This is a genomic window from Bradyrhizobium sp. USDA 4341 (assembly GCF_054063755.1).
Map to the genome: position 1 here is coordinate 96,336 of NZ_JBSSGO010000002.1, position 22,546 is coordinate 118,881.

Genomic DNA, 22,546 nt, shown 5'->3' on the forward strand with positions numbered 1-22,546 from the left:
GAGCGAAGCGAAGCAATCCATCTCACCACGTGCGAGACATGGATTGCTTCGTCGCTTCGCTCCTCGCAATGATGGCGGAGAGATTCAGGCGCGCTCCGCCCACAACGCCTTGACGATCGCATCGAGCCCGTCGGTCAGCGCGGCGGGACCGGGCTGCAGGATGATTGGCGACTTGATCTCGACGATGCGGTTGTTGCGCACCGCCGGAATGTCGCTCCAGCCATCGCGCTTGCGGATGCGGTCGGGCACGACCTTCTTGCCGCACCAGGAGGCCAGGATGACGTCGGGCATCGCCGCGCGCACGGCGTCGGGCGTGACGATGCGATCCCTGGCGGCCTTGTGCGTGCGCAGATGCGGCAGCGCGTCCGTGCCGCCGGCGATCTCGATCAGTTCGGACACCCAGCCGATGCCGCTGATCAGCGGATTGTCCCATTCCTCGAAGTAGACCTTTGGCCGCGGCGCCGGACGCGGCGTTGCCGCGATCGCGGCCAGCCGTTGTTCGAGGCCTTGCGCGAGTTGCCCGGCGCGCTCGGCGGCACCGACTATCGCACCCAAAGTGCGGATCATCGCAAGGATCCCGGCGACGTCGCGCTGGTTGAAGACGTGGACGGCGACACCGGCACGCACGAGATCGGCGACGATGTCGGCCTGCAGATCGGAGAAGGCGAGCACCAGATCGGGATCGAGCGCCAGGATCTTTGGGATGTCGGCGGAGATGAACGCCGACACACGCGGCTTCTCGCGGCGGACCTGCGGTGGCCGTACCGCATAGCCGGAGACGCCGACGATGCGGTCCTGCTCGCCGAGCAGATAGAGAGTCTCGACGGTTTCTTCGGTCAGACAGGCGATCCGGCGGGGAGGGAAGTCACGCATCGAGAACGGTATGCGGACTCGCCAGCGATTGTCACGACGGCCATGACGTCATCCGTACCATTACCTCGGAGGTCATTGCCCGGCGCGATGAGGCAATCCAACATGCCGGCACCAATCTCGAAGAAGCCCGCACAAGCAGGGAGAGCCCATGACGCCGCTCGAAAAGATCCAGTCGATGAAGATGCCGTTTGCGGAACTGAAGGGCGTCACCTTCACCGAGGCGGGCCAGGATCGCGTGGTCGCGAAGATGCTGGTGCGGCCGGACCTCTGCACCCTCCGCAACACGATCCACGGCGGCGCGGTGATGGCCTTCGCGGACTCGGTCGGCGCTGCCGCCACCGTGATCAACCTGCCTGAGGACGCCAAGGGCACCACGACGCTGGAGAGCAAGACCAACTTCATCGGCGGGGCCAAGGAGGGGACCACCGTGATCGCAACGGCGACGCCGGTTCACCGGGGCCGGCGGACCCAGGTCTGGCAGACCAGGCTGGAAACCGAGGACGGCAAGCTGGTCGCCGTCGTCACGCAAACCCAGCTGGTATTATGTTAAGGCGATGATGTGATTTTCAAATCACAGCATTGTTTATTTAAATGAATCTCAGTACTTGAATTATATGGTGCAGCGCACAATATAGCGACTGCTAGGGATTCGACGCCTCCTCGAGGGCTACCAAGAGGAGAGTTATGAAATGAACTATGATTCCATCCGTCCGACGTCCGCCAAGGGCACCGTGCGGACGTTGAGCCAGCAGGAGGAGCTTCCTCTGCTGCGCGATCACCTGTTGCGACTGGACCGTACCAGCCGCCATGATCGTTTTCATGGCTTCATCGACGACAGTTTCATCCGCCGCTATGCCGAGCGTTGCGCCAACGACGGCACGGTCATCATCGCCTATTTCGAGGATGGCGTGGTCCGCGGCGCGGCCGAGCTGCATCCGCCGGAGCAATCACCGGATGCGCAGCCGGAAATCGCCTTCAGCGTGGAGCGGTCGGTGCGGCGCAAGGGCGTCGGCAGCACCCTGTTCCGCAAGCTGATCGCCGAGGCGCATGCCAAGGGCTACAGCAGCCTGCGCATCACCACCGGCGCGCAGAACGACGCGATGCGTGCGCTCGCCACCAAGTTTGGTGCGCAGCTGACCTTCCGTCATGGTGAGTCCACCGGCAGCATCGACCTGACCGAACAGCACCAGCCTGAACCGGCGCCGGCCGCTGCACCGGTTACGCCGGTCGAGGCCGCGCGCGTGATCGTCGACATGAACCGCGCCTATTGGCGAATGGTGATGCAGATGTCCGGCTGGGGCCGGGCGGCTTGAGCCGAGACCTTACGTCAAACACAAAAAGGGCAATCCGCTCAGCGGATTGCCCTTTTTCTTTGAGTGACCGGATGTCGTTGTTCAGGTGCCGGTGCGCTTGGCGGGCGCGAGACGGCGGACCACGCGGCGCTCGACCACGACCGAGCGCTGCGCGCCCTGTTCGCCGGCGATCACGCGGGTTGCCGTGCCGGTGCGGGCGCTGACGCGCGCGGTCTTCTTCACCTCGGCCAGCACCTCTTCATAGGGCAGCCCCATCAGCGACGACGCGATCTCGGCCTGGGCCTCCACGTCATCGGTGATGCCGATGGCGGCGAAGATTGCCTCCTCCAGCGTCGGCGGATCATGCCGCACGCGCCGGGTGCCATACTTGGTATTCCAGTCTCCGCTCATCGCCGCCTCATCTTTGAATCGCGGGAGATACGTAAGGTCCCCAATGTTGCATTGCAATATGAATATGAGATGGCAATCCAGCCATGCAGCTAGAGTCTCTCAATCTTGTGAGCGTCATAAAGTTCGATGGTGGTCGCTGCGGCTGCAAGAGATTGCAGGGATCGGACGAAATCGCGTGAGGCGGGGACCGCGAAATGCGCCGCCAGCGCGGCGCGGTCGGCCCATTGCTCGAAAAACACCAGCCTGAGCGGATTCTCGCAGTCGACCTGGACCGCATGCGAGATGCAGCCGGGCTCGGTGCGCGAGCGATGGACATGTTCGAGGCTCAATCGCCGCACCTCGTCGAACGAGTCGGGGCGGGCGGTGACGCTGCCGGTGACGACAATCATGATCTCCCCCAATCCGTTACGGGGCGGCTTCCGCCCCTGACGCATTGATCGGTTGCTGCGGCCAGCGCTTCAGCGCGGCACGGCCGGCATCGGTCAGCACATAGATGCCGCGCTCGGCGCGATCGAACCAGCCGTAGACATTATGCTGCAGGATCTTGCCGGCGTCGGGAATCTCGGCGCGGAGGTCGCGCACCCGCCGGGGCCCATCCGACAGCGCACAGGCGCAGGCCAGTGCCTGCTGCCGGTAGGCGGTCATGATCGGCGCGCGCGTCGATCCGCCCATGGCTGGATCGCCCTTGCGCTTCCGGTGCTCGGTGATCAGGCGCGAGCGCTTCTTCGGATTGCGGCGCGGTGCCGCAGTCGGCGGCGGCACCAGCACCTCGACGTCTCCGCGGTCGGTGACGCCGAGCATGCCGAAGCCGAGCCGCCGGCACAGATTGCGATACCGCGCGTCGCTCTCGCGGCCCTTGCCGCGGGCCGAAACCTTGGCCGCGATCCACACCTCGTCGGCGGCGGCGGCGCGATCGACCGCCTGCAGGATCAGTTCGAGATTGAAGGCGAGCTTCAGCTCACCGACCACGACGACAGGCGGATCGCCGCCGCTCAGTGCCACGAGGTCGCAGCCGCCGATCTCGCCCTTCACCGTGAAGCCGAGCTTTTCGAGGAAGCGTTTGACGGGCAGATAAAGCGCGGTTTCCAACAGGCGGGCTCCTGCGGCATCCGGCCGCGACTCGGTGTCCCAGCATAGCGCGGAATTGCGCCCGCTGAGGCCGATGGAATTTGCCCAAAGCACGGCCGGGCGGCTATTGTTGGGCCGGGACAAGGCGCGACCATTTTCATGATCCGGAACGGCCTCTATCACATCACCGTCGAATTTCTCGATGGCGTCTCTGGCGGCAACCAGGGCGTCATGGTGCTGCGCGATGGCCAGATGCGCGGCGGTGACTCGTTCTTCTTCGCCCACGGCAGCTACACCGCGGCCGACGGCAAGTGGAAGGGCGAGGTCACCAACGAGGAGCATTCGCCGACCTATGGCGAGCGCCCGGTGTGGGAACGCAAGGTGGTCACGATCGGTTTTACCGGCACCTACACCGACGAGACCGCCGAGGGCGACGGCATGGCGCTGGCCGGCAAGCAGAGCATCCGCTTCAGGTCGAAGCTGCGGCTGTTGGTTGCCGACTGACGCGCGATGCCGGTCGTGGCCACTGCGCTTGCTGGCAAGCGCAGCATCCGGTCTGGCGGCGTGTTTCGAACCTTGATTCCGCGGGAACGGAATCAACCGATCAGGCGGTCATAGTCTGCGTGAGAGCCGATCCAGAACCAGAGATATCCATCGTCTGCTTCAACCGCGAGCGCGCGATGTCGCAAACCGACCCGAACAGACCAAAATCGTCCGACTTTCTTGAACTGGAGAGATGGATGACGCGGATTGCGCTTCAACAGTGCGAAGTTCGCGTCGGCGAGCTCCCGGATTGGGACAGGCAACTGCTGATAGGCAGCCCAAAACTTCGGGGAAGCGGAGTGCTTCACAAGTCGCGCGACTGCCCGGCGCGATGCGCTGCCAAGGCTTCGTCCGCAAGGGCGTCGAGTTTCCCGGCTTTTGCGTCTCGTTCGATTGCCGCATCGAAACGTTCGGCATCGAATGTTTCAAACCAGGCGCGAAAACGTGCAAGCTCGCGAGGAGCCAGCTGTTCGACGGCCTTCTCGATGTCTTCGGCAGTGGTCATGCCAGACATATAGCATTGCTCGCATCGAGCGAAAAGACGTCGGGACAAGGCGAAGCGTCTAAACCCGCCCGTTGACCGGCAGCAGCGCGCCCGTGACGGCGCTTGCGGCGTCGCTGGCGAGGAACAGGATCACGTCGGCGAGTTCCTTTGGCGTCACCCATTTCGAAATGTCGGCCTTCGGCATCGCGGCGCGATTGGCGGCGGTGTCGATGATCGAGGGCAGCACCGCGTTGACCGTGACCTTGCCCTTGAGCTCCGCGGCGAGCGACTCGGTGAGGCGGTGCACGCCGGCCTTTGATGCCGCGTACGGACCCATCCCGGACGCCGCCTGCAGCGCGCCGAGCGCGCCGATATTGATGATGCGTCCGGCGCCGGATTTCGTGAGATGCGGAATCGCCGCATGCGACGTGTTGAAGGCGGTCATCACGTTCATCGCGTGCATGCGCTGCCAGGTCGCGGGATCGCCGTCGCTCACCGCCTCGAAGGTAAAGCCGCCTGCGATATTGATCAGCCCGTCGAGCCGGCCGAAATGCGCCGCCGCCTTGTCGATCGCGGCCGTCGCCTGCGCGGTGTCGGTGAGGTCGACGCCGCCGAGCTCGATACGATCGGCCGTCGCGGCAAGCTGCGAGGCCGCATGATCGATGCCGGCAACGCGCGCGCCGCGCGCCAGGGCTTCTTCGGCGACCACTTTGCCGAGCGCGCCGAGCGCGCCGGTGATGACGATGGCTTTTCCGTTCATGGCGCTCTCCGCATTCGCAATCAGGCTGAATGCTCACTATGATCAGGCAGATTTCATTTGCAATGCAGGGCCGTTTTGCGGCGAGATATACAACGTGAGATGGCACTAGCGAGCGAGTATTTCAAATGGTTGATAATTTGATGTTTGCCGACCTGCCTGCCGATGTCATCGGCTTCAAATACAAATTGCCGTGCCTGGCCAAGGCAATCGCCAAGGGCGGTCCGATCAAGATCGTCGCGATGGGATCGTCGTCGACAGCCGGCAGAGCGGACGTCCTGCCATATCCCTATTGGCTGGAAATGTACCTGCGGAACGATCAAGCGACCAACGGCAATGCACGGATCGACGTTATCAATCGCGGCCGAGGCGGCGAGGAGGCCGACAAGGAGTTCGATCGCTTTCAGGAAGACATCTTCGAACTCGAGCCGACGTTGGTGATCTGGCAGGTCGGAACGAACGCGGTCTTCCACCGGCAGGACTACAACATCGATGCCGTTGCGCAAAAGATCGAAGCGGGACTCGATCTGCTGTGTGCCGATCGGACCAAGATGGACGTCATGCTGATCGATCCGCAATATGTCACGGCCATGCTGAAGGATGACAAGGCGGAGCTCTCGGAATACATGGTGAAGCTGATCTCGAAAAAAGCTGAGCTCAAGGGTGTCAGCGTTTTTCACCGCTGGGCGCTGATGCGGCATTGGCACGTGCATAACAACATCTCGTTCGAGCGCATGATCGATCCGACCGATCCGGACCAACTGCACCAGAGCGACGCAAGCACGCAGCGACTCGCCCGTGGGCTGTGCGACACGATCTTGAAAGCGGCCAAGGACGCCGGATCCTGACGCGTCGCGCGTGCGCCTCACTACGTAAGACTACGGAGGTGGGCCGGTTGGATAAAATTTGCGGCAGTTCCGTAAGTCGTTTTCAGAACCCTTTGCCTAGAAGCGGAACTCTAGCCAAGGTAGGGGTTATGCGAATGGGAAATCTTCCGGATCACGGTTTACCGCTCGTTCAGCTTAAGGAGCAGCGGCGCGATCTCGTGGTGGCGCTGCAAAACCGCAACGGACCAGTGGGCAGCTGGGAGCTGATGCAGATCGCAGCGATTCAGCAGGCGATCTCGGCGTTCGAGGATGTGATTGCCGACCTCGATGCGGAGCTCGAGCTCGAGGCCGCGGCGGCCTGAGCTGTTTTCAGTTTGGCCGCGTTTTCATCACGCGAACCGGTGTCCATCCCGCATCACGTGCGGGACAGGCTTCACACGAAAACGATCTCGCGTAAATTGATCAGGTCTGCAGATAGCGGCCTTCAAGCGCCTTGCGCTCGGCCTGGCCGAGCCCGAGGCCTTCGTGGAAATAGCCGTCGAGGCCGCCATAGTCGGCATCGATCGCCTCGAACGCCGCCTCCAGAAACGCCGCGCGAACGGTGCCGAGCACCTGCTTGACGTCATCGGGCAGCTCGGTGCTGTGGGCCGGGTCGCGCTTGTAGAACTGGTTGGTCAGGAGATAGTCGTCCGCGATCACCTGATCGGACACGCCGAGCGCGTGCAGGATCAGCGCGCAGGCAAAGCCGGTGCGATCCTTGCCGGCGGTGCAGTGGATCACCAGCGGGGCGCGGTCCTCGAGCAGATGGGCGAACAGCGTGCGATAGCGCGGCGTGTTGTCCTGCACATAGCCGCGGTAGGAATCCCGCATCACATCGATCGCGTCGGCTTCCAGGAGCTGACGTTGGCTGGCGATCGCGCGCAGCGAGGCAACCACCGTCGGCTCGACCGGAAGCGAATGCACGGTGACGTCGGTCATGCTGCACAGCGCCTCGGCGCGCTCGGCGACGCCACGGAAATCGAATGCGCTCTTGACGCCGAGGCCGCGCACCACGGTGACGTCCTGCTCGGTGAGATGCGCAAGATGGTTGGAGCGGAAGATCTGCCGCCAGCGCACCGTCCGGCCGTCACGCGTCTGGTAGCCGCCAAGGTCGCGAAAATTGCTGGCGCCGGCGAGGTTGAGGTGACGGGCAGGGGCTTCTGACATCGGGCGGGCCTGTTGCAGCTGATGAGGTCTTGGCGCAGGAATCTTGGCGCAGGAATCTTGGCACAGAAATCCTGGCGCAGGAGTATGGGCGCAGACAGGTCTATAACCGGCCTCTCGGGGGGAGAATATGACTGATCGCGGAGGCGCCATTCTCGTGGGCGCAATTCTTTTCGAGATTTTTGGTTCCTCGGCAGCGCCGGCGCAGTCCGCCTTCCGGAATTATCATTGTGCCGACGGCACGCAATTCATTGCCGCATTCTTCAACGGGGACACCCGCGCGCATCTGCAACTCGACGGTAAGGCGGTGACACTGACGAAGCGTTTGTCGCTGACGGGCACGCGCTACAGAGGCGGCGGTGTCACGCTTGAGATCACCCGGGCCGGATTGACCAGGCTCCGGCACGCGAAGCGGCCGGTGACGGCCTGCGAGCTGGCATAAAAAAAGGGCCGAAACGCTTCGTTCCGACCCTTTCCTATTGCCCTGCTGCTGTCTGACGTTTTTGCGCCACGCCTTTGCGTTGCGTCGGCATCAGTGATCGCGGCTCGGTTTGGCATCGTCGATGGCCGCCTGATGGTACCAGCTCTCGCTGCAAGCCGAGGTCGCGACCTCAGCGGCCAGCTCGCGTCCCGTCCGCATCTCGCCGTAGCGGCGTCCGCCGAGAGCCGCGCGGCCCCCAGCCGGGAATTGATAGATCGTTGCCGATCCCTGATCTTGGCCCGTCGTAATCATGTCAAAGTCTCCTCTGGCCGGAGCGAGCCTCCATGGTGCGCCCGACTCATTCGTGTGTCGTTACCGTCATTTTGATATCGGCCCGGGTCCGGCAGTGTGCAAGTTGACCAAGAAACAGTCATTAACTGTCTAATTCGTGTGCAAATCCCGGTTTGCATCCTGCGAGGCAGGATGCAGCTGACCAACGCTTGGGCCGAGCCAATGGTTGCTCGGCGCCCGATGGCTGGACACGAACTGTCACATGGCGCTGCCGCCGCATTAATCGGCGGCGGACGCCGTAGCTGAATTTGCTGCAGAAACGAGCGGCGGAGGGCGCTGAGAGAAGATTTTGGCTGACCGTGACGCATGCCAGCTGCGCTGCTTTGTCGCAGCTAAAAATGCGATGTCCGCTGTGGACATCCGCGGGCCCGGCGGGTGCCGCAGTGCAGCGACTGGCATTTTAATTGCTTAGTAAGAGCCGGCCGATGGTGGCCGGGTACGCGTGCGGCGGCCGACTGGCTTTCGGTTCCTCACGGTTTTGCATCATCAACAGAGAGGTTCAATGACCAAGTACAAGCTCGAGTATATCTGGCTCGACGGATATACGCCGACGCCGAGCCTGCGCGGTAAGACGCAGATCAAGGAATTCGCGTCGTTCCCGACCCTCGAACAGCTCCCGCTGTGGGGCTTTGACGGTTCGTCCACCCAGCAGGCTGAAGGCCACAGCTCTGACTGCGTGCTGAAGCCGGTCGCCTGCTATCCCGACGCTGCGCGCGAGAACGGCGTGCTGGTGATGTGCGAAGTCATGATGCCCGACGGCAAGACGCCGCATGTCTCGAACAAGCGCGCCACCGTTCTGGATGACGAAGGCGCCTGGTTCGGCTTCGAGCAGGAATACTTCTTCTACAAGGAGGGCCGTCCGCTCGGCTTCCCGGAAGAGGGTTATCCGGCGCCGCAGGGCCCGTACTACACCGGCGTCGGCTACAAGAACGTCGGCAACGTCGCCCGCAAGATCGTCGAAGAGCATCTCAATCTTTGCCTCGCCGCCGGCATCAACCACGAAGGCATCAACGCCGAGGTGGCGAAGGGCCAGTGGGAATTCCAGATCTTCGGCAAGGGCTCCAAGACCGCCGCTGACCAGATGTGGATGGCCCGCTATCTGATGCTGCGTCTCACCGAGAGCTACGGCATCGATATCGAATTCCATTGCAAGCCGCTCGGCGACACCGACTGGAACGGCTCGGGCATGCACGCCAACTTCTCGACCAAGTACATGCGCGAAGTCGGCGGCAAGGAGTACTTCGAGAGCCTGATGAAGGCCTTCGACAAGAACCTGATGGATCACATCGCCGTCTACGGGCCGGACAACGACAAGCGTCTGACCGGCAAGCACGAGACCGCGCCGTGGAACAAGTTCAGCTATGGCGTGGCTGACCGTGGTGCGTCGATCCGTGTGCCGCACTCCTTCGTCAACAATGGCTACAAGGGTTATCTGGAAGACCGCCGCCCGAACTCGCAAGGCGACCCCTACCAGATCGCTTCGCAGATCCTGAAGACGATCTCCGAGGTTCCGACCGGCGCCAAGGCTGCGGCTTAATGGCTGCAGCCTAAATGGCTGCGGCTTAATGGCCGCGGACCAAGCAGCTGCCGGACCCGGATGGAGCCATCCGGTACCGCAATCGGGTCCGCCAGGGCGACTGCCTTGGCGGACCTTTGGTTTTTAGCGACAGTCTTTGCGGCGGGCTTGCCGCCGAAAGCGGTTTCGCTGCGTTATGAACCGCGCTAGACAACGGTCATATCTTGGCTGCCGGGGACACGGCGCTTGTTTGAAGGGTTTTACAAGGTCCGGTTCGAGCTGGGCGGCGCCCTTGGCCGCAGCGTGATGTATGTCGGCGACGGCAAGATGCTCGGCGGCAACTCGGCCTTCGCCCATATCGGCACCTATCAGAAAGCCGGCGACGAGGTCGCGGTCGAGATCCAGACCGTCCGCCACAATCCCGATCCGAATTACCGCGCGATGGCTGGCACCGATGACGCGACGCTCATAGCCAGGGGCGGGCCCGATGGCGAGCTCTATCGTTTCAAGGGCGAGCTGAAGGAATTACCCGGCGTGCCGTTCCAGTCGGTGATGACACCGATCACCGAGGACGAAGTCCCGATCGCAGGCGGGGTTGGCGAGGGCGGCATTATCAACGGGCTCTATTCGATCCACATCCAGCTGCTTGACGGTGTCGACGGCAGCCTCACCGGCGTGATGCTGCTGAACAACGGCCGCATCCTTGGCGGCGATGCGTTCTTCTACTATCTGGGCACCTACACCTCCGAGAAAGGCCGCTGGAAGGGGCAGATCCTCAATCAGGAGCACACCTCGGCGATGGGCGAGAACCCGGTCTTCGGCGGCCATGAGGTCGGCATCGGCTTTGCCGGTACCTGCGACGCGGAAGGCGCCGTGCTCGAAGCGACGGCGCTTGCCGGCAAGCGCAGCCTTCGCCTCAAGGCCGCGCTCAAGCTGATGCGGCGGGCGTAAGCGGGATGGACGATTCGGTTCGCGTGCTCTCGACGCTGGCGCTGAAGGGCGCGGTCGCGCGCCTTGCTGCGGCTTACGAGGCGGCAAGTGGTGTTCGGATCGATGCCGATTTCGCGCCGACGCTGGCGCTGCTCGAACGCCTGCGCGGCGGCGAGGCCGCCGACCTCGTGATCCTGACCCGCGAGGGCCTCGACGAGATGACCGGCGAGGGCCGCGTTGCGCGGGAAAGTGTTGTCGATCTCGCACGCTCCTATGTCGGCGTCGCCGTGAGGGCAGGCGATGCGCATCCCGACATCGCTAGCGAAGCCGCATTGCGGGCGGCGCTGCTCGGCGCGCGGGCGGTGGCCTATTCGCGGCTCGGCGCCAGCGGCATCCTGTTCGCGCAGCTGATCGCGCGTCTCGGCATTGCGGAGGCGATCAACGCCCGGGCGGTGATCACTCCGGCGGGCTTCACCGCGGAACGGCTCGTCAGCGGCGAAGCCGACCTTGCGATCCAGCAGATCAGCGAGTTGAAGCAGATCGCTGGCATCGAGGTGGTCGGGCCAATTCCCTTAGGCTTGCAGACGCCGGCGGTGTTTTCCGCGGGCCGCATGGTCGCCTCACAACGCGCAGCTGCCGCCGATCATCTGCTGCGTTACCTGGCGTCGGCCGATGTCGCGCCGGTGCTGCGCGAGACCGGGCTCGAGCCTTGAATTTGTCCACACCGAGACGCAACCTGCCAGTCATGTTCAGACCTCTCCCTGCAATCGTCCTTGCCGTGGCGCTGGCCGCACCTGTGCTAGCCCACGCGCAATCGGCCGACCTCGTGCTGTGCGACCGGCTTGCCGCCGATCCCACCGATCCCGACAAGCCGGCTGACGTGAAGGGCGTGCCCGAAATTGCATCGGCCGATATCGCGACCGCGATCAAGTATTGCGCGGTGGCGGCAAAATCGTCGCGCCGCGCGATGTACGAGCTCGGCCGTGCCTATGCCGCCAACCGGCAGACCGCGGAAGCAATGTCGGCCTGGCGCAAGGCGGCCGACAAGGGCTCGACCTCGGCGATGGTCGAGCTCGGCGTGCTCTACGGCAATGGCACCGGCGTCGCCAAAGACGAGGCGCAGGCGCGCAAATTGTTCGAGCGCGCGGCACAGGCCGGCAACGCGCGCGGCGTCAGCAATCTCGCCGCCCTCGGCGGCAGCGTAGCATCCGACCCGGCACGCGCGCGCGAATTGCTGGCGAAATCTGCCGAGACCAATGCGGAGGCGCAATACCAGCTCGGCATGATGCTGGCCGAAGGCAAGGGCGGCGCGCAGGACGATGCCGGCGCGCGGGCGCTGTTCGAGAGGGCGGCGGCGCAGAACCATCCGGGCGCGCTGGAGCGGATGGGCGCCTTCGTGCAGGCCGGCCGCGGCGGTCCGAAGGATAGCGATGCGGCAAAAGCCTATTACGAACGGGCGGCAGCGCTCGGCGATGAAGATGCCAAGAAGGCGCTGGAGCGCGCCCGCTGTCCGTACGTGATCAAGGACAAGCGCGGCAATGCCGTGACCAATCTCTGCTTCTAAAGCGTTTTCGAGCGAAGTGGACACCGGTTCGCGTGAAGAAAACACGTCAAACAAGAATCTAGAGCTTCGGTTCCGGTTCACTCAGAACCGAAGCTCTAGGAACGCTCGCGGTTGCATGTCGTTGCCGTGCGAAAGGCACTGGCGAGGCGATGTCATGATCCGCAAGCTGCGTTCCGGCGAGTATCGGCTGTATTCCCGCAAGGTCAATCCGAAGACCGGCAAGCGCCGCAATCTCGGTACCTTCAAGTCGCGTGCGGCGGCAGAGAAGCACGAGCGCGACGTGCAATACTTCAAGCGCCACTAGTTCGGACGTTGCGGCTAGGGCGGCGGGCAGGCCGCGCCGGTCTTGACCCAGGCCTCGACCAAGGCGCCGGCCTCTGCTTGCGTGCCGGGTGCCGGCGAGCGGCCGAAGCCGGGATGCCAGGCCCAGCCGACCAGCGTGTCCTTGCCGATATGCTCGATCAGATCCTCGACCTTGCGGCCGCCATTGCGCGCGGGGTCGCGGATTTGGGCGCAGATTTCGCCGATGGTCTTGCCGGCCCAGGCCATCTCGCGCGGCGCGAGGTGCCATTCCGGGTGACCCGGCACCCGGCCGGGATCGAAATTGGCGTGCTGGTGGCAGATCGAGCAGCGCATGGCGTTGGTGCCATGGCCATCGGCGCCGCGCGTGACCGGTGGTTGGTGCATGCGGCTGATGTCGCCCTGCCGCGGGCTGTCGCCGGCTGGATGGCAGTTGGTGCAGCGCGGATGGGTCAGCACCTTGCCGAGCTCGGTGAAGATCGCCGCGGAGCGCTGCTCGACATTCTCTATACCGGCAAAGCTTTCCGGCGAGGCGAGGGCATGGCTTGCGCTCTCCGACGCCGCATAGCCGGCACACAGGCTGGTCGCGAGCGCCGTCAGCACTGCCATGATCCGAAACCGGGTTTCCGATGTCATCGCTCGCGGGCTCATTTGTTGGCCGTCAGATAGCGTTTGGCATCGGCGAGGATCACGTCGCGCATCGCCTGGTGATACTTGATGTAGCCGGTGCAGCGGCACAGATGGCCGTCGAGCGCTTCAGCGATGATTGTCTCGAGCTGGTCCCGCGCCACCGGCGTTTTCGCCAGCCGTTCGAGCAGCACCTGGCCTTCGTTGAGGAAACCGGCCGTGCAATAGCCGCACTGGAACGCGAAGTGGTCGATGAAAGCGCGCTGCAACGCGGAGAGCTCGCCGTCCTTGGCGTGGCCCTCGACGGTGCGGATCGCCATGCCGTCGAAATTGGCCGCCGGCACCACGCAGGTCGGGCTGGTGTAGCTCGTGCCGTCGGGATTATCGATGATGACAGCGCAGCTCAGGCATTGCGCGGCGCCGCAGCCGAACTTGGTGCCGGTCATGCCGAGCATTTCCCGCAGGAAATCGTTCATCGAGAGGTCGTCGCGGACCTCGACCGGGCCGTGCTTCCTGCCGTTGATGGTGAGGTTGAGCGTCGTCACGCAAGCGCTCCCTTGAGCAGGCTCGTTGTCACCGGCAATGAGCGGAAGCGGTGGCCGGTGGCATCATTGATGGCGTTGAGCAGCGCCGGCACGATCGGGATCATCACCACCTCGGCCATGCCCTTCGGCGGTTCGTCCGGCGTCAGCGGCGGCAGCATCTCGATCTCGAGATCGTGCAGCGGCAGGTCGGAGCCGCGCGCGATCAGGTATTGGCCGAGATTCCACTGCCCGTTGCCGGGTCCGCCTTCGAACGGCGGCAGGGTTTCGAGCAGCGCGTAGCCGACGCCCATGGCAAAACCGCCATGCGACTGGCCGAGCACCACCTCGGGCACGAGCGCCTGGCCGCATTCGAACACGCTGTAGGCCTTGGCGATCCGCAGGATGCCGGTCGCGCGTTCGATCTCGACGCGGACCAGCGTGCCGCACATCGAGGTATAGGCAGTGCCGATCCGGTTGTTGTCGGTCGGCGGGAATTTCACGCTGACGCGATCGATCCGCTCAAACCTGCCGCGGCCGCGGCGGATCGCCAGCGCGTCGATCTCGGCGCGGTATTGCTCGCCGGACAGCGGGAAGCGCGCGCGCGACCAGGCCCAGCGCGAGAAGCTGTGCGCCACGGCGCCGGTGACGAAGCCGCGCGCATGCGCGGTCGCGGCAAGCTTTGGCAGCGGCAGCGGCGCGAGATCGTCGAGCACGAGCTGGCTATCATTCCAGCGCGCTTTGTCCCATTGCCGGGCCCGCGGATCGGTCTTGCCGATGCGCCAGAGCTCGAGCGCGGCCGGCCACAGGCCGAAGCGGAAGATGACGCGCGCCGCCTCGGCCGACGAATGCGTGCCGACATGGGCTCCGATCGACGCACTCGTCGCCGAGCTGATCGCGGGTACCCAGCGCGGATTCTTCTCGGCGAGATCCTGGGTCTTCTGATCCATCGTGTAGGGGTCGCCCGAGGTGACGAGCCCGAGCGCGTCGTAACTGTCGACCCGGGAGACGGCGACCTCGTCGGCGACGGTGCCGAGATGGCCGGCAACGCGGTTGGCAAGCGCCGTGCCGATGCCGTTGCCCATCTCGACGTGATCGCAGAAGATCGCGATCCGTCCCTCGGGATCGATCTCGACCCGGCCGAGCGAGCAATCCGCGCCCGCGCCGTAATCCTTGGTGACGCAGGCGACGCCAGTGCCGATCAGCTGTCCCTCCGATGCCTTCAGCTTGGACGCGGCGCGCTGCTGCCAGATCGGATGCTTCTCGAGCTTGTCGAGGATGTCTGACGTGCGCACCGACACGATATAGGGATTGCCGGTCATGGTCCGGCCGTTCTGCTTCAGTGCATTGTTGCGGCGGAACGCAATCGGATCGACCTTGAGCTCGCTTGCCGCCTCGTCGATCAGGACTTCGAGCGCGGTCATGGTCTGCAGCGTGCCGTAGCCGCGCATCGAGCCCGCGGTGACGCCGCGCGAATGCAGCGCCACGGTGGTGACGTCGACCTTCGGGATGTCGTAGATGCCGATCGCCGCGGTGGCGGCCACGGTCGCGACGTTGGCGGAGAAGTTGGCGAGCCCGCCGCCGTCGAGCACATGGTCTGCGGCGAATGCCGTGATCTTGCCGCTCTTGCGATCGATGCCGATCCGCGAGCGCATCTTGATCGGGTGGCGTTTGATGCCGCCCTGGAATTGCTGGTAGCGGTCGTGCGCCAACCGCACCGGCCGTCCCGGGAAGAACATTGCCGCCAGCGCCACGTAAAGCACGAATGGGGTGTGATCGCGGCCGCCGAAGCCGCCGCCGACATGGGCAAACTGCGCGTTGATGTGCGAGGGGCGGAAGGGCGGGCGGGCCTTGCCGAGCATGAAGGCGATCGACTCGGTCGCCTCATAGGGCGACTGCACGCCGAGCACCAGTTCGAGATTGCCGCTGTTGTCGCTGTACCAGGCGAGCCCGCTCTCCGGCTCGAGGAACATCGGATCGACCGACTGGGTCTCGAACTCGCGGTCGAGCACGAGCTGTGATGGATCGTCCTTGCCGAGCTGGGCGCGGATCTGCTCGCCATGGGTCGCGGCCTTGGCGTAGTCGGCCTTGGTCTCCTTGGCGAGCGGCAGCCAGACCGGCAGCGCCGCGTTCTGGATGCGGCTCGGCGAGACCCAGCCGGCCTGGATCGGCGAATAGATGTCGGGCGCCTCTGGCGTGGCGCCGGCGACGCGGGTGAAGCGATATGCGCCGTAGTTCGGCAGGATCACAGGGCCGGTTTCGTCGCCGAACTTGACGAAGCCGACATCGCGCAGCGCGAGGCGTGCCCGGTCGAAGGCGTCGAACTGCTCGAAGATCAGCAGCGCGACCGGCTGCCCGAGATAGAGCGGCGTCGTGCCGACCGGGCAGAACAGATCGCCGGTGTAGAACTCCGGCACCCGCGTGCCGATCCGGTCGAGATCGGCGGATGTCACGACGACCGAGGGCTTCGCCGGACCATCGAGGCGGGCGAGGTCCATGCCGGCATAGACATGTGTGGCGTCGCTGGCGCGGACCAGGATGGCGTGCGAGGTGGTCGCAGGCCAGCCCGGCATATCGGCGGCGCGAAAGTCGGAGGCGTAGAGCTTTGCGCCGGTGACCTTTGCCACCCCGTCGACGCGGCCGGCGCCCTTGGCCGCCGGATTGAAGTGGCCGCGCCCGGGAAGCGTCTCGCGGGTCGCGAAGGCCGGTTCTTTCGCAAGCGCCAGATGCGACAGGCTGACCGAGATGCCGCCCGCCGACAACCACTTCACGAAGTCGCGTCGCGAGGGCCGCATGGTCTGATCTCTCATCAATGCTTCGGCGGCGTATCGCGCCGCGGTTTATGAATCGACAAAACACACGCTGCAGTGTTGCGGCAAAGCGGGCGCGATCGCAATGCCGCAATAGGTCGTAGCCTTCTCACTTGTAGATCTTGCCTCACTTGAGGTCGGCGATGGTGGCCGGTCCCGGCCCCGGGGTGATCAGGGTCGGCCATTGCTTGGAACCGAACGGCACCAGCGGCGGCAGGAAGGTCGTCATGCCGCGCTTCTTGGTCTCGGCGATGATCGCCTCGCGCGCATCGCCCCCCATCAGTTCATAGTCCATCAAATGGTAGCTGCCGAAGAACAGCGCGCCCACCGAGCGGTCGGCGATGATCCGGGTCAGCGACTCCAGCATGTCCGACGGCGTGGTGGTGAAGGAGATCGTCTCGATCAGCATCAGGCGGCTGTTGATGGCGTCAGGCCCGAAGAACTGCGCCAGCACGCTGAAGATCACGTTGTTCTGCCGCGCCACATAGATCGTGTTGCTCGCGCCATAGGTCTTGTCCCAGTCGGGGCCGAGCTGGGTCTTCCAGTCGGCCATGACGGTCATCCAGTGCGCGACCTGGGTCTGCGCGGCCCAGGCGACGTTCCTGGCGAGCAGCGGCGCCTGCTTCTTGCCGAACGCCTCGAGCGTCGCGAAGGGGATCGCACCGGCGGTGAGGCATTCATCCATGAAGGCGATGTTGTTCTTGAGGATGGCGCGGTTGTTGTCGCGCCAGTCCGCCTGCATTGGCGTGGCATCGAGCCCGTCGAGCGCCGACTGCATCCGGCTGCGATAGGCCTGCATCGACCCGCGCCAGGCCTTGTCGTCGGGATTGTTGACATAGGGGCCGACCACCTCGGCCAGCGCCATCGTGCTGTGGCCGACCGACTTGAGCAGCTGATAGACCACCGGCACCTGCGGCGCTTCGGCCGGTGGCTTGCCCGGCCGGTACAGGATCAGGCGGCCGCCGGCGCCGGAGAACAGGCCGAGGATGACCGGATGCTTGTCGAGGATGTTCTTCTGGAAGATCCGCGCCGCATCGCCATAGAGCTCGAACATGCCGGTGTTGAGCGCAAGCACGTCCTTGGTCGCAATATCGGCCGGCGTGGAGGTGGTCTTGCCCGAGATCGGCGCCATGTAGTCGGGCAGCGACTGGGCCAGCGCCGCACCACCGCTGCCGAGCAGCAATGCCAGCGCAGCGACGACCAAACGGAAACGATGGGTCATGTTGTGCTCCTCGCAACCTCCGACCCACGCCGAAGCCGGGGATGCGGCCTCTCGACGCTGGCGGGATGCGCAATTCTTTTGACGCAAATGAACAGGGATGGTCGGTCCCGCATGACGCGACACGACGAGGGCGGGTGCTTACAGCTAAGCGACGAATCGGCGGGTGTCCACACCCGGAGACTACCCGGGTGCTTGCGTCATAACGTCATTCGACGCCGGATTCAGCGGAGCTTTCTCATTCAGGGAATCAATCGCATCGACCGGCTTGTCGATGGCCTCAATCCTTGATCAGAAGCACGCCGCCGATGATCAGCGCGATGCCGGCCAGTCGTGAGATCGATACCGGATGCTGCGCCAGTCCGAACACGCCGAAATGGTCCATCGCGATGCCCGCGGTCATCTGACCCGCGACCACCAGCGCCAGCAAGGTCGCGGCGCCGAGCGACGGCAGCAGCAGGATCATCAGCAAGATGAAGACGCCGCCGAGGATGCCGCCGCTCCAGGCCCACCATGGCACAGCCGATACCAGTTTCCAGGACGGCACCGGCTCCCGCGTCGCGACCAGCACGACCGCCATCGTCACGAAACCGCCGAGATAGCTGACGAGCCCGGCCCAGGCCGGCGAGTTCAGGGCGGACCGGAGGTTGCCGTTCAGGACCTGTTGAACAGCCACGGCGATGCCGGCGCCGAGCCCGAGCAGATAGAGAAACCAGACTTGCATGTGACGCCCCAAAACCGGTCGCTGAAGTATTTCATGTCATATTCGATCGGCAGCGTTCGTGGCATGCGTAAAGCACGGCGCGAAACCCACGGAATGGGCTTCCACCCACGTCCCAGATCGAATAAGAGGCCGCAAACCCTCAGTTCCCAGTATGAGAGCATGATCCGCCTCGATAACGTCTCCAAGCAAGTCGGCCACCAGATCCTCTTCATCGAAGCCTCCGCGGCGCTCCAGAAGGGTGAGAAGATCGGCCTTGTCGGCCCGAACGGCGCCGGCAAGACCACGCTGTTCCGGATGATCTCGGGCCGGGAAATCCCCGATGAGGGCCAGGTCTTGCTCGATCGCGGCATCTCGATCGGCTACTTCAGCCAGGATGTCGGCGAAATGTCCGGCCGCAGCGCAGTCGCCGAGGTGATGGACGGGGCGGGACCCGTCAGCGTCGTGGCAGCCGAGCTTCGGGAACTCGAGGCCGCGATGGCCGACCCCGACAAGGCCGATGAGATGGACGACATCATCGCGCGCTATGGCGAGGTGCAGCATCAGTTCGAGGAGCTCGACGGCTACGCGCTCGACGGCCGCGCGCGCGAGGCGCTGTCCGGTCTCGGCTTCAGCCAGGAGATGATGGACGGCGACGTCGGCAAACTCTCCGGCGGCTGGAAGATGCGCGTCGCGCTGGCGCGTATTCTTCTGATGCGTCCTGACGTCATGCTGCTCGACGAGCCGAGGCAACCATCTCGATCTTGAAAGCCTGATCTGGCTGGAGCAGTTCCTGAAGGGCTATGAGGGCGCGCTGCTGATGACCTCGCATGACCGCGAGTTCATCAACCGCATCATCAACAAGGTGGTCGAGATCGACGGCGGCCAGCTCACCACCTATTCCGGCAATTACGAATTCTACGAACAGCAGCGCGCGCTCTCCGACAAGCAGCAGCAGGCCCAGTTCGAGCGGCAGAGGCAATGCTCGCCAAGGAGATCAAGTTCATCGAGCGTTTCAAGGCGCGCGCCTCGCACGCCGCTCAAGTGCAGAGCCGCGTCAAGAAGCTCGACAAGATCGAGCGGGTCGAGCCGCCGCGGCGGCGGCAGACCGTGGCGTTCGAATTCCAGCCGGCGCCGCGCTCCGGCGAGGACGTCGTCAGCCTGAAGAACGTTCACAAGGCTTATGGCAGCAAACGCATCTATGACGGGCTCGACTTCATGATCCGCCGCCGGGAGCGCTGGTGCGTGATGGGCATCAACGGCGCCGGCAAGTCGACGCTGCTGAAGCTGGTCGCCGGTTCAACCGAGCCCGATGACGGCGCGGTCGCGGTCGGCGGCAGCGTCAAGATGGGCTATTTCGCCCAGCACGCGATGGACCTGCTCGACGGCGAGCGCACCGTGTTCCAGTCGCTGGAGGACGCATTTCCGCAAGCCGGGCAGGGCTCGTTGCGTGCGCTCGCCGGCTGCTTCGGCTTCTCGGGTGACGATGTCGAGAAGAAATGCCGGGTGCTCTCGGGCGGCGAGAAGGCGCGGCTGGTGATGGCCAAGATGCTGTTCGATCCGCCGAACTTCCTGGTGCTGGACGAGCCGACCAACCATCTCGATCTCGCCACCAAGGAAATGCTGATATCCGCGCTCTCCGAGTTCGAGGGCACGATGCTGTTCGTGTCCCACGACCGCCACTTCCTCGCCGCGCTCTCCAACCGCGTGCTGGAGCTGACGCCGGACGGCATCCATCAATACGGCGGCGGTTACACCGAATACGTCGCGCGCACCGGACAGGAAGCGCCGGGGTTGCGGAGTTAGCTCACGCTCTCCACCGCGCGCAGAACGCCTCGACGTCGCCGGACTGGAATTCCGGTAGCCGCTTCCAAATGGTTTCGGGCGGCCAGTTCCACCAGGCGATCTGCGACAGCTCGGCCGCGATCTTGCGGTTGAACCGCTCCTTGATCGGCCGGGCCGGCACGCCGCCAACGATGGTGTAGGGCGCGACGTCGCGCGAGACCACCGCGCCGGCCGCCAGCACCGCGCCGTCTCCGACGGTGACGCCCGGCAGCACGATCACGCCATGGCCGATCCAGACGTCGTTGCCGATCACGACGCGGTTGGCGCGCCGATCGCTGAAGAAGCCATGATCGCGCTCGGCGGAGGCCGAGTAGTATTCGGGGCAGTAGGTGAAACGATGCTGCGAGGGACGCTCGATCGGGTGATTGGGCGCGCCGATCCTAACCTGCGCCGCGATCGCGCAGAACCGGCCGATCTGGGCGTCGGCGACCATGCAGCCGCTGCCGAGGTAGGAGTAGTCGCCGAGCTCGGTATATTCCATCGCGGTGTCGCCGAGGACTTCGCAGCAACGGCCGACCTTGACCTCGCGCAGCTTGACCGTCGGCTCGATGACGGTTTCGGCAAGCATGGGGCGGGTTGGGTTCGATTCAGTCATATGATTGTCCTCGATCGGGCAATTCGCGCGGTGTCGTATCTATCACGGCGAGCGGGCAAGGCGATGGTGGTTCGCAGTTTGCTGCTGCGGCCTGGTTCTTGAACTCGTCGACAACGGCAATCGCCTTGTTGAGCAAGTCCGCGCGTGGAATCAAGGCGCTAACCTGGTCGAGAAATATACACTGCAGATTGTTGCACTATCGAAGGTATCGCGATTCGCATGCTTGCGTTTCGGGCCTCGATAGGTTTTAAGCCCGGTGACTTCATGACCGTTGGCATGAACAAGAAGCGCGCTGCGTGGCTCTACCACATTCTGGACAGAGTTGCATCGTAGCGCGCGCCCCCCCCCCAAATTCAGAGGATTTCAGCATGGCCAAGATGACGAAGAATCAATTGATCGACGCGATTGCCGAGGGCACGCAGATATCGAAGAACGACGTGAGGACCGTCATCGAGCATATGGCAACTGTTGGCTACAAGGAGCTGAACGAATCCGGTGAGTTCGTCATTCCTGGCTTTGTGAAAATGTCCGTCGTGCATAAGCCTGCCACGGAAGCTCGCAGCGGTGTAAATCCTTTCACGAAAGAGCCGATGGAATTTGCAGCGAAGCCGGCCAGCAAGTCGGTCAAGGCGTCACCTCTTAAGGTCGCCAAGGACGCTGTTTAAAGACTACGGTTTGCGGCAAGCCACGCGCGCAAGCAATGCAACCGCGCATGGCCTGCCGCGCTGTGTCCGGCTTGTCCGGCTCAGCATCGCCCGCTACGCTTCTCAAAAAATAGCGGGAGCGAAGCGGCATGAAGCAGATCAGGATCGGCGATATCACGATCGACGCGGTGATCGAGCGCGAGGGGCCGTGGCGGCGGCCGCAGGATTTCTTCCCGACCTATGACGACGCCGTGTTCAAGCATCATTTGAAGACGATGGAGCCGGAAGTCTTCGATGCCGCGCGCGGCATGATGTTGATCACCTATCAGACCTTCGTGGTGCGGACGCCGCGCTACACTATCCTGGTCGACACCTGCACCGGCGAGGACAAGGGACACCCGCCGCCGTTCGACTTCCCGGGCAAGGAGCGCTGGCGCAACGAGCTGTTCGCGCTCGGCATCTCCTATGAGCAGATCGACTACGTGTTTTGCACCCATCTGCATATCGATCACACCGGCTGGAACACCACGCTGCGCGACGGCCGCTGGGTGCCGACCTTCCCGAACGCGAAATACGTCTTCCACAAGGGCGAGTATGCCGCCTGGGAGGCCGAGAACGCCAAGGGCGCCAATCCGCCCGGCACGGTGTTTCGCGACAATTGCCTGCCGATCGTCGAAGCCGGGCAGGCGCTCCTGGTCGACGACGATTACGCGCTCGACGACACCGTCACGCTGACGCCGACGCCGGGCCATTCGCCCTGCCATTGCTGCGTCAACATCTTCTCGAAGGGGCAGCGCGCGGTGGTCGCCGGCGATCTGATGCACCACGCGATCCAGTGCCGCGAACCGGACTGGTCGGCAAAGCCGGATTGGGACCCGAAGCAATCGGCGGTCTCGCGGCGAAAGTTCTTTGCCTCCGTTGCCGGGACCGGCACGCTGATCCTGCCGATCCATTTTCCGGCGCCTACCGTCGGCCTGATCAAGGCGGACGGCGACCGCTTCGACTATCGTTTCAAGCGCGAGTAGGCGGCGCGGGCGTTCGACGC

The 22,546-nt window shown here is 64.2% G+C and carries 28 protein-coding genes and 1 pseudogene; 14 read left to right on the plus strand and 15 right to left on the minus strand.

Translation table 11 applies throughout. The features are described 5' to 3' along the window. Positions 1–84: 84 nt before the first annotated feature. On the minus strand, positions 85–873 hold the full coding sequence (locus tag ACVIGB_RS06140; RefSeq protein ID WP_456723387.1) for a cobalamin-binding protein: 789 nt from the start codon (positions 871–873) through the stop codon (positions 85–87). Positions 874–1,021: 148 nt separating this feature from the next. Here ACVIGB_RS06140 and ACVIGB_RS06145 point away from each other — a divergent pair, with 148 nt between their 5' ends. Continuing rightward, positions 1,022–1,423 carry a PaaI family thioesterase gene (locus ACVIGB_RS06145; RefSeq protein ID WP_456723386.1) on the plus strand — a complete coding sequence of 134 codons (402 nt, stop codon included), beginning with the start codon at positions 1,022–1,024 and terminating at the stop codon, positions 1,421–1,423. 139 nt (positions 1,424–1,562) lie between these two features. Then, positions 1,563–2,186 (plus strand): N-acetyltransferase family protein, encoded by a 624-nt coding sequence (locus ACVIGB_RS06150; RefSeq protein WP_456723385.1) that lies wholly within the window; start codon positions 1,563–1,565, stop codon positions 2,184–2,186. Positions 2,187–2,267: 81 nt separating this feature from the next. Here ACVIGB_RS06150 and ACVIGB_RS06155 read toward each other — a convergent pair whose 3' ends face one another. From ACVIGB_RS06155 to ACVIGB_RS06165, 3 genes are all read right to left on the minus strand, one after another. Beyond that, complete coding sequence (locus ACVIGB_RS06155) at positions 2,268–2,576, minus strand: hypothetical protein (protein ID WP_050401418.1); 309 nt, start codon at positions 2,574–2,576, stop codon at positions 2,268–2,270. A gap of 89 nt (positions 2,577–2,665) precedes the next feature. Further along, positions 2,666–2,965 (minus strand): putative quinol monooxygenase, encoded by a 300-nt coding sequence (locus ACVIGB_RS06160; protein WP_176531724.1) that lies wholly within the window; start codon positions 2,963–2,965, stop codon positions 2,666–2,668. A 16-nt stretch (positions 2,966–2,981) separates the two neighbouring features. Then, complete coding sequence (locus ACVIGB_RS06165) at positions 2,982–3,665, minus strand: DUF2161 domain-containing phosphodiesterase (RefSeq protein ID WP_456723384.1); 684 nt, start codon at positions 3,663–3,665, stop codon at positions 2,982–2,984. A gap of 138 nt (positions 3,666–3,803) precedes the next feature. Here ACVIGB_RS06165 and ACVIGB_RS06170 point away from each other — a divergent pair, with 138 nt between their 5' ends. Continuing rightward, positions 3,804–4,148, plus strand: coding sequence for a GrlR family regulatory protein (locus ACVIGB_RS06170; protein ID WP_092113555.1), 345 nt, complete (start codon positions 3,804–3,806; stop codon positions 4,146–4,148). Between the two features lie 92 nt (positions 4,149–4,240). Here the strand turns inward: ACVIGB_RS06170 and ACVIGB_RS06175 are convergent, their stop codons facing one another. The 3 genes from ACVIGB_RS06175 to fabG are packed head-to-tail and all read right to left on the minus strand — an operon-like array spanning position 4,241 to position 5,431. After that, complete coding sequence (locus ACVIGB_RS06175; protein WP_456723383.1) at positions 4,241–4,495, minus strand: ParE family toxin-like protein; 255 nt, start codon at positions 4,493–4,495, stop codon at positions 4,241–4,243. Continuing rightward, positions 4,492–4,701: a hypothetical protein gene (locus ACVIGB_RS06180; RefSeq protein ID WP_456723382.1), complete on the minus strand. Its 210-nt coding sequence runs from the start codon at positions 4,699–4,701 to the stop codon at positions 4,492–4,494. The genes ACVIGB_RS06175 and ACVIGB_RS06180 overlap by 4 nt, the downstream gene beginning before the upstream one ends. A 49-nt stretch (positions 4,702–4,750) precedes the next feature. Continuing rightward, on the minus strand, positions 4,751–5,431 hold the full coding sequence (gene fabG / locus ACVIGB_RS06185) for a 3-oxoacyl-ACP reductase FabG (RefSeq protein ID WP_456723381.1): 681 nt from the start codon (positions 5,429–5,431) through the stop codon (positions 4,751–4,753). Between the two features lie 125 nt (positions 5,432–5,556). Here fabG and ACVIGB_RS06190 point away from each other — a divergent pair, with 125 nt between their 5' ends. Beyond that, a complete protein-coding gene (locus ACVIGB_RS06190; RefSeq protein ID WP_456723380.1) occupies positions 5,557–6,276 on the plus strand; it encodes an SGNH/GDSL hydrolase family protein in 720 nt (239 codons plus the stop codon). 134 nt (positions 6,277–6,410) lie between these two features. Beyond that, entirely contained in the window at positions 6,411–6,617 is a 207-nt protein-coding gene (locus ACVIGB_RS06195; protein WP_038375209.1) for a hypothetical protein, read from the plus strand. Between the two features lie 100 nt (positions 6,618–6,717). On the opposite strand, the gene ACVIGB_RS06200 is transcribed toward ACVIGB_RS06195, so the two are convergent. After that, positions 6,718–7,461, minus strand: a complete 744-nt coding sequence (locus tag ACVIGB_RS06200; RefSeq protein WP_456723379.1) for a tyrosine-protein phosphatase — start codon at positions 7,459–7,461, stop codon at positions 6,718–6,720. A gap of 127 nt (positions 7,462–7,588) precedes the next feature. Here ACVIGB_RS06200 and ACVIGB_RS06205 point away from each other — a divergent pair, with 127 nt between their 5' ends. Continuing rightward, on the plus strand, positions 7,589–7,900 hold the full coding sequence (locus ACVIGB_RS06205; RefSeq protein ID WP_456723378.1) for an MliC family protein: 312 nt from the start codon (positions 7,589–7,591) through the stop codon (positions 7,898–7,900). Between the two features lie 90 nt (positions 7,901–7,990). Here ACVIGB_RS06205 and ACVIGB_RS06210 read toward each other — a convergent pair whose 3' ends face one another. Then, complete coding sequence (locus ACVIGB_RS06210; RefSeq protein ID WP_456723377.1) at positions 7,991–8,191, minus strand: DUF2735 domain-containing protein; 201 nt, start codon at positions 8,189–8,191, stop codon at positions 7,991–7,993. A 541-nt stretch (positions 8,192–8,732) separates the two neighbouring features. Between ACVIGB_RS06210 and ACVIGB_RS06215 the strand changes: the two genes are divergently transcribed. The 5 genes from ACVIGB_RS06215 to ACVIGB_RS06235 all read left to right on the plus strand — a co-directional run bounded on the left by ACVIGB_RS06215 (position 8,733) and on the right by ACVIGB_RS06235 (position 12,544). Continuing rightward, positions 8,733–9,767: a glutamine synthetase beta-grasp domain-containing protein gene (locus ACVIGB_RS06215; RefSeq protein ID WP_456723376.1), complete on the plus strand. Its 1,035-nt coding sequence runs from the start codon at positions 8,733–8,735 to the stop codon at positions 9,765–9,767. Positions 9,768–9,992: 225 nt separating this feature from the next. Then, entirely contained in the window at positions 9,993–10,697 is a 705-nt protein-coding gene (locus ACVIGB_RS06220; protein ID WP_456723375.1) for a GrlR family regulatory protein, read from the plus strand. A 5-nt stretch (positions 10,698–10,702) separates the two neighbouring features. Then, positions 10,703–11,389, plus strand: coding sequence for a substrate-binding domain-containing protein (locus tag ACVIGB_RS06225; RefSeq protein ID WP_456723374.1), 687 nt, complete (start codon positions 10,703–10,705; stop codon positions 11,387–11,389). 32 nt (positions 11,390–11,421) lie between these two features. Then, the gene (locus ACVIGB_RS06230) at positions 11,422–12,240 is read left to right on the plus strand and encodes a tetratricopeptide repeat protein (protein ID WP_456723373.1); all 819 of its coding nucleotides are present in this window, start codon (positions 11,422–11,424) and stop codon (positions 12,238–12,240) included. 154 nt (positions 12,241–12,394) lie between these two features. Continuing rightward, positions 12,395–12,544, plus strand: a complete 150-nt coding sequence (locus ACVIGB_RS06235; RefSeq protein ID WP_016843021.1) for a hypothetical protein — start codon at positions 12,395–12,397, stop codon at positions 12,542–12,544. A gap of 14 nt (positions 12,545–12,558) precedes the next feature. Here the strand turns inward: ACVIGB_RS06235 and ACVIGB_RS06240 are convergent, their stop codons facing one another. The 5 genes from ACVIGB_RS06240 to ACVIGB_RS06260 all read right to left on the minus strand — a co-directional run bounded on the left by ACVIGB_RS06240 (position 12,559) and on the right by ACVIGB_RS06260 (position 18,441). Then, positions 12,559–13,176, minus strand: a complete 618-nt coding sequence (locus ACVIGB_RS06240) for an Isoquinoline 1-oxidoreductase subunit (protein WP_456723372.1) — start codon at positions 13,174–13,176, stop codon at positions 12,559–12,561. An 11-nt stretch (positions 13,177–13,187) separates the two neighbouring features. After that, the gene (locus tag ACVIGB_RS06245) at positions 13,188–13,712 is read right to left on the minus strand and encodes a (2Fe-2S)-binding protein (protein WP_456723371.1); all 525 of its coding nucleotides are present in this window, start codon (positions 13,710–13,712) and stop codon (positions 13,188–13,190) included. Further along, the gene (locus ACVIGB_RS06250; RefSeq protein ID WP_456725229.1) at positions 13,709–16,483 is read right to left on the minus strand and encodes a xanthine dehydrogenase family protein molybdopterin-binding subunit; all 2,775 of its coding nucleotides are present in this window, start codon (positions 16,481–16,483) and stop codon (positions 13,709–13,711) included. The genes ACVIGB_RS06245 and ACVIGB_RS06250 overlap by 4 nt, the downstream gene beginning before the upstream one ends. Positions 16,484–16,625: 142 nt before the next feature. After that, positions 16,626–17,720 carry a hypothetical protein gene (locus ACVIGB_RS06255; protein ID WP_456723370.1) on the minus strand — a complete coding sequence of 365 codons (1,095 nt, stop codon included), beginning with the start codon at positions 17,718–17,720 and terminating at the stop codon, positions 16,626–16,628. Positions 17,721–17,997: 277 nt separating this feature from the next. Next, the gene (locus ACVIGB_RS06260) at positions 17,998–18,441 is read right to left on the minus strand and encodes a DMT family transporter (RefSeq protein ID WP_456723369.1); all 444 of its coding nucleotides are present in this window, start codon (positions 18,439–18,441) and stop codon (positions 17,998–18,000) included. A gap of 159 nt (positions 18,442–18,600) precedes the next feature. On the opposite strand from ACVIGB_RS06260, the pseudogene ACVIGB_RS06265 reads away from it, so the two are divergent. Continuing rightward, positions 18,601–20,223: pseudogene (locus ACVIGB_RS06265) on the plus strand (ABC-F family ATP-binding cassette domain-containing protein). Position 20,224: 1 nt separating this feature from the next. On the opposite strand, the gene ACVIGB_RS06270 reads toward ACVIGB_RS06265, so the two are convergent. Next, entirely contained in the window at positions 20,225–20,857 is a 633-nt protein-coding gene (locus ACVIGB_RS06270) for a DapH/DapD/GlmU-related protein (RefSeq protein ID WP_456723368.1), read from the minus strand. Positions 20,858–21,225: 368 nt separating this feature from the next. On the opposite strand from ACVIGB_RS06270, the gene ACVIGB_RS06275 reads away from it, so the two are divergent. Together ACVIGB_RS06275 and ACVIGB_RS06280 are read left to right on the plus strand one after the other, a co-directional pair. Beyond that, positions 21,226–21,522: an HU family DNA-binding protein gene (locus ACVIGB_RS06275; protein ID WP_092113589.1), complete on the plus strand. Its 297-nt coding sequence runs from the start codon at positions 21,226–21,228 to the stop codon at positions 21,520–21,522. A 128-nt stretch (positions 21,523–21,650) separates the two neighbouring features. After that, positions 21,651–22,526, plus strand: a complete 876-nt coding sequence (locus ACVIGB_RS06280; RefSeq protein ID WP_456723367.1) for an MBL fold metallo-hydrolase — start codon at positions 21,651–21,653, stop codon at positions 22,524–22,526. Positions 22,527–22,546 lie beyond the last annotated feature (20 nt).

Bases quoted from the DNA above. Each gene is read 5' to 3' on its own strand.
- ACVIGB_RS06255 (WP_456723370.1), bottom strand. From the start codon at position 17,720: ATGACCCATCGTTTCCGTTTGGTCGTCGCTGCGCTGGCATTGCTGCTC.
- ACVIGB_RS06240 (WP_456723372.1), bottom strand. From the start codon at position 13,176: ATGACATCGGAAACCCGGTTTCGGATCATGGCAGTGCTGACGGCGCTC.
- ACVIGB_RS06275 (WP_092113589.1), top strand. From the start codon at position 21,226: ATGGCCAAGATGACGAAGAATCAATTGATCGACGCGATTGCCGAGGGC.
- ACVIGB_RS06200 (WP_456723379.1), bottom strand. From the start codon at position 7,461: ATGTCAGAAGCCCCTGCCCGTCACCTCAACCTCGCCGGCGCCAGCAAT.
- ACVIGB_RS06235 (WP_016843021.1), top strand. From the start codon at position 12,395: ATGATCCGCAAGCTGCGTTCCGGCGAGTATCGGCTGTATTCCCGCAAG.
- ACVIGB_RS06280 (WP_456723367.1), top strand. From the start codon at position 21,651: ATGAAGCAGATCAGGATCGGCGATATCACGATCGACGCGGTGATCGAG.
- ACVIGB_RS06205 (WP_456723378.1), top strand. From the start codon at position 7,589: ATGACTGATCGCGGAGGCGCCATTCTCGTGGGCGCAATTCTTTTCGAG.
- ACVIGB_RS06150 (WP_456723385.1), top strand. From the start codon at position 1,563: ATGAACTATGATTCCATCCGTCCGACGTCCGCCAAGGGCACCGTGCGG.
- ACVIGB_RS06195 (WP_038375209.1), top strand. From the start codon at position 6,411: ATGGGAAATCTTCCGGATCACGGTTTACCGCTCGTTCAGCTTAAGGAG.
- fabG (WP_456723381.1), bottom strand. From the start codon at position 5,431: ATGAACGGAAAAGCCATCGTCATCACCGGCGCGCTCGGCGCGCTCGGC.
- ACVIGB_RS06215 (WP_456723376.1), top strand. From the start codon at position 8,733: ATGACCAAGTACAAGCTCGAGTATATCTGGCTCGACGGATATACGCCG.
- ACVIGB_RS06225 (WP_456723374.1), top strand. From the start codon at position 10,703: ATGGACGATTCGGTTCGCGTGCTCTCGACGCTGGCGCTGAAGGGCGCG.
- ACVIGB_RS06260 (WP_456723369.1), bottom strand. From the start codon at position 18,441: ATGCAAGTCTGGTTTCTCTATCTGCTCGGGCTCGGCGCCGGCATCGCC.
- ACVIGB_RS06190 (WP_456723380.1), top strand. From the start codon at position 5,557: ATGGTTGATAATTTGATGTTTGCCGACCTGCCTGCCGATGTCATCGGC.
- ACVIGB_RS06160 (WP_176531724.1), bottom strand. From the start codon at position 2,965: ATGATTGTCGTCACCGGCAGCGTCACCGCCCGCCCCGACTCGTTCGAC.
- ACVIGB_RS06270 (WP_456723368.1), bottom strand. From the start codon at position 20,857: ATGACTGAATCGAACCCAACCCGCCCCATGCTTGCCGAAACCGTCATC.
- ACVIGB_RS06230 (WP_456723373.1), top strand. From the start codon at position 11,422: ATGTTCAGACCTCTCCCTGCAATCGTCCTTGCCGTGGCGCTGGCCGCA.
- ACVIGB_RS06155 (WP_050401418.1), bottom strand. From the start codon at position 2,576: ATGAGCGGAGACTGGAATACCAAGTATGGCACCCGGCGCGTGCGGCAT.
- ACVIGB_RS06170 (WP_092113555.1), top strand. From the start codon at position 3,804: ATGATCCGGAACGGCCTCTATCACATCACCGTCGAATTTCTCGATGGC.
- ACVIGB_RS06180 (WP_456723382.1), bottom strand. From the start codon at position 4,701: ATGTCTGGCATGACCACTGCCGAAGACATCGAGAAGGCCGTCGAACAG.
- ACVIGB_RS06250 (WP_456725229.1), bottom strand. From the start codon at position 16,483: ATGCGGCCCTCGCGACGCGACTTCGTGAAGTGGTTGTCGGCGGGCGGC.
- ACVIGB_RS06145 (WP_456723386.1), top strand. From the start codon at position 1,022: ATGACGCCGCTCGAAAAGATCCAGTCGATGAAGATGCCGTTTGCGGAA.
- ACVIGB_RS06210 (WP_456723377.1), bottom strand. From the start codon at position 8,191: ATGATTACGACGGGCCAAGATCAGGGATCGGCAACGATCTATCAATTC.
- ACVIGB_RS06140 (WP_456723387.1), bottom strand. From the start codon at position 873: ATGCGTGACTTCCCTCCCCGCCGGATCGCCTGTCTGACCGAAGAAACC.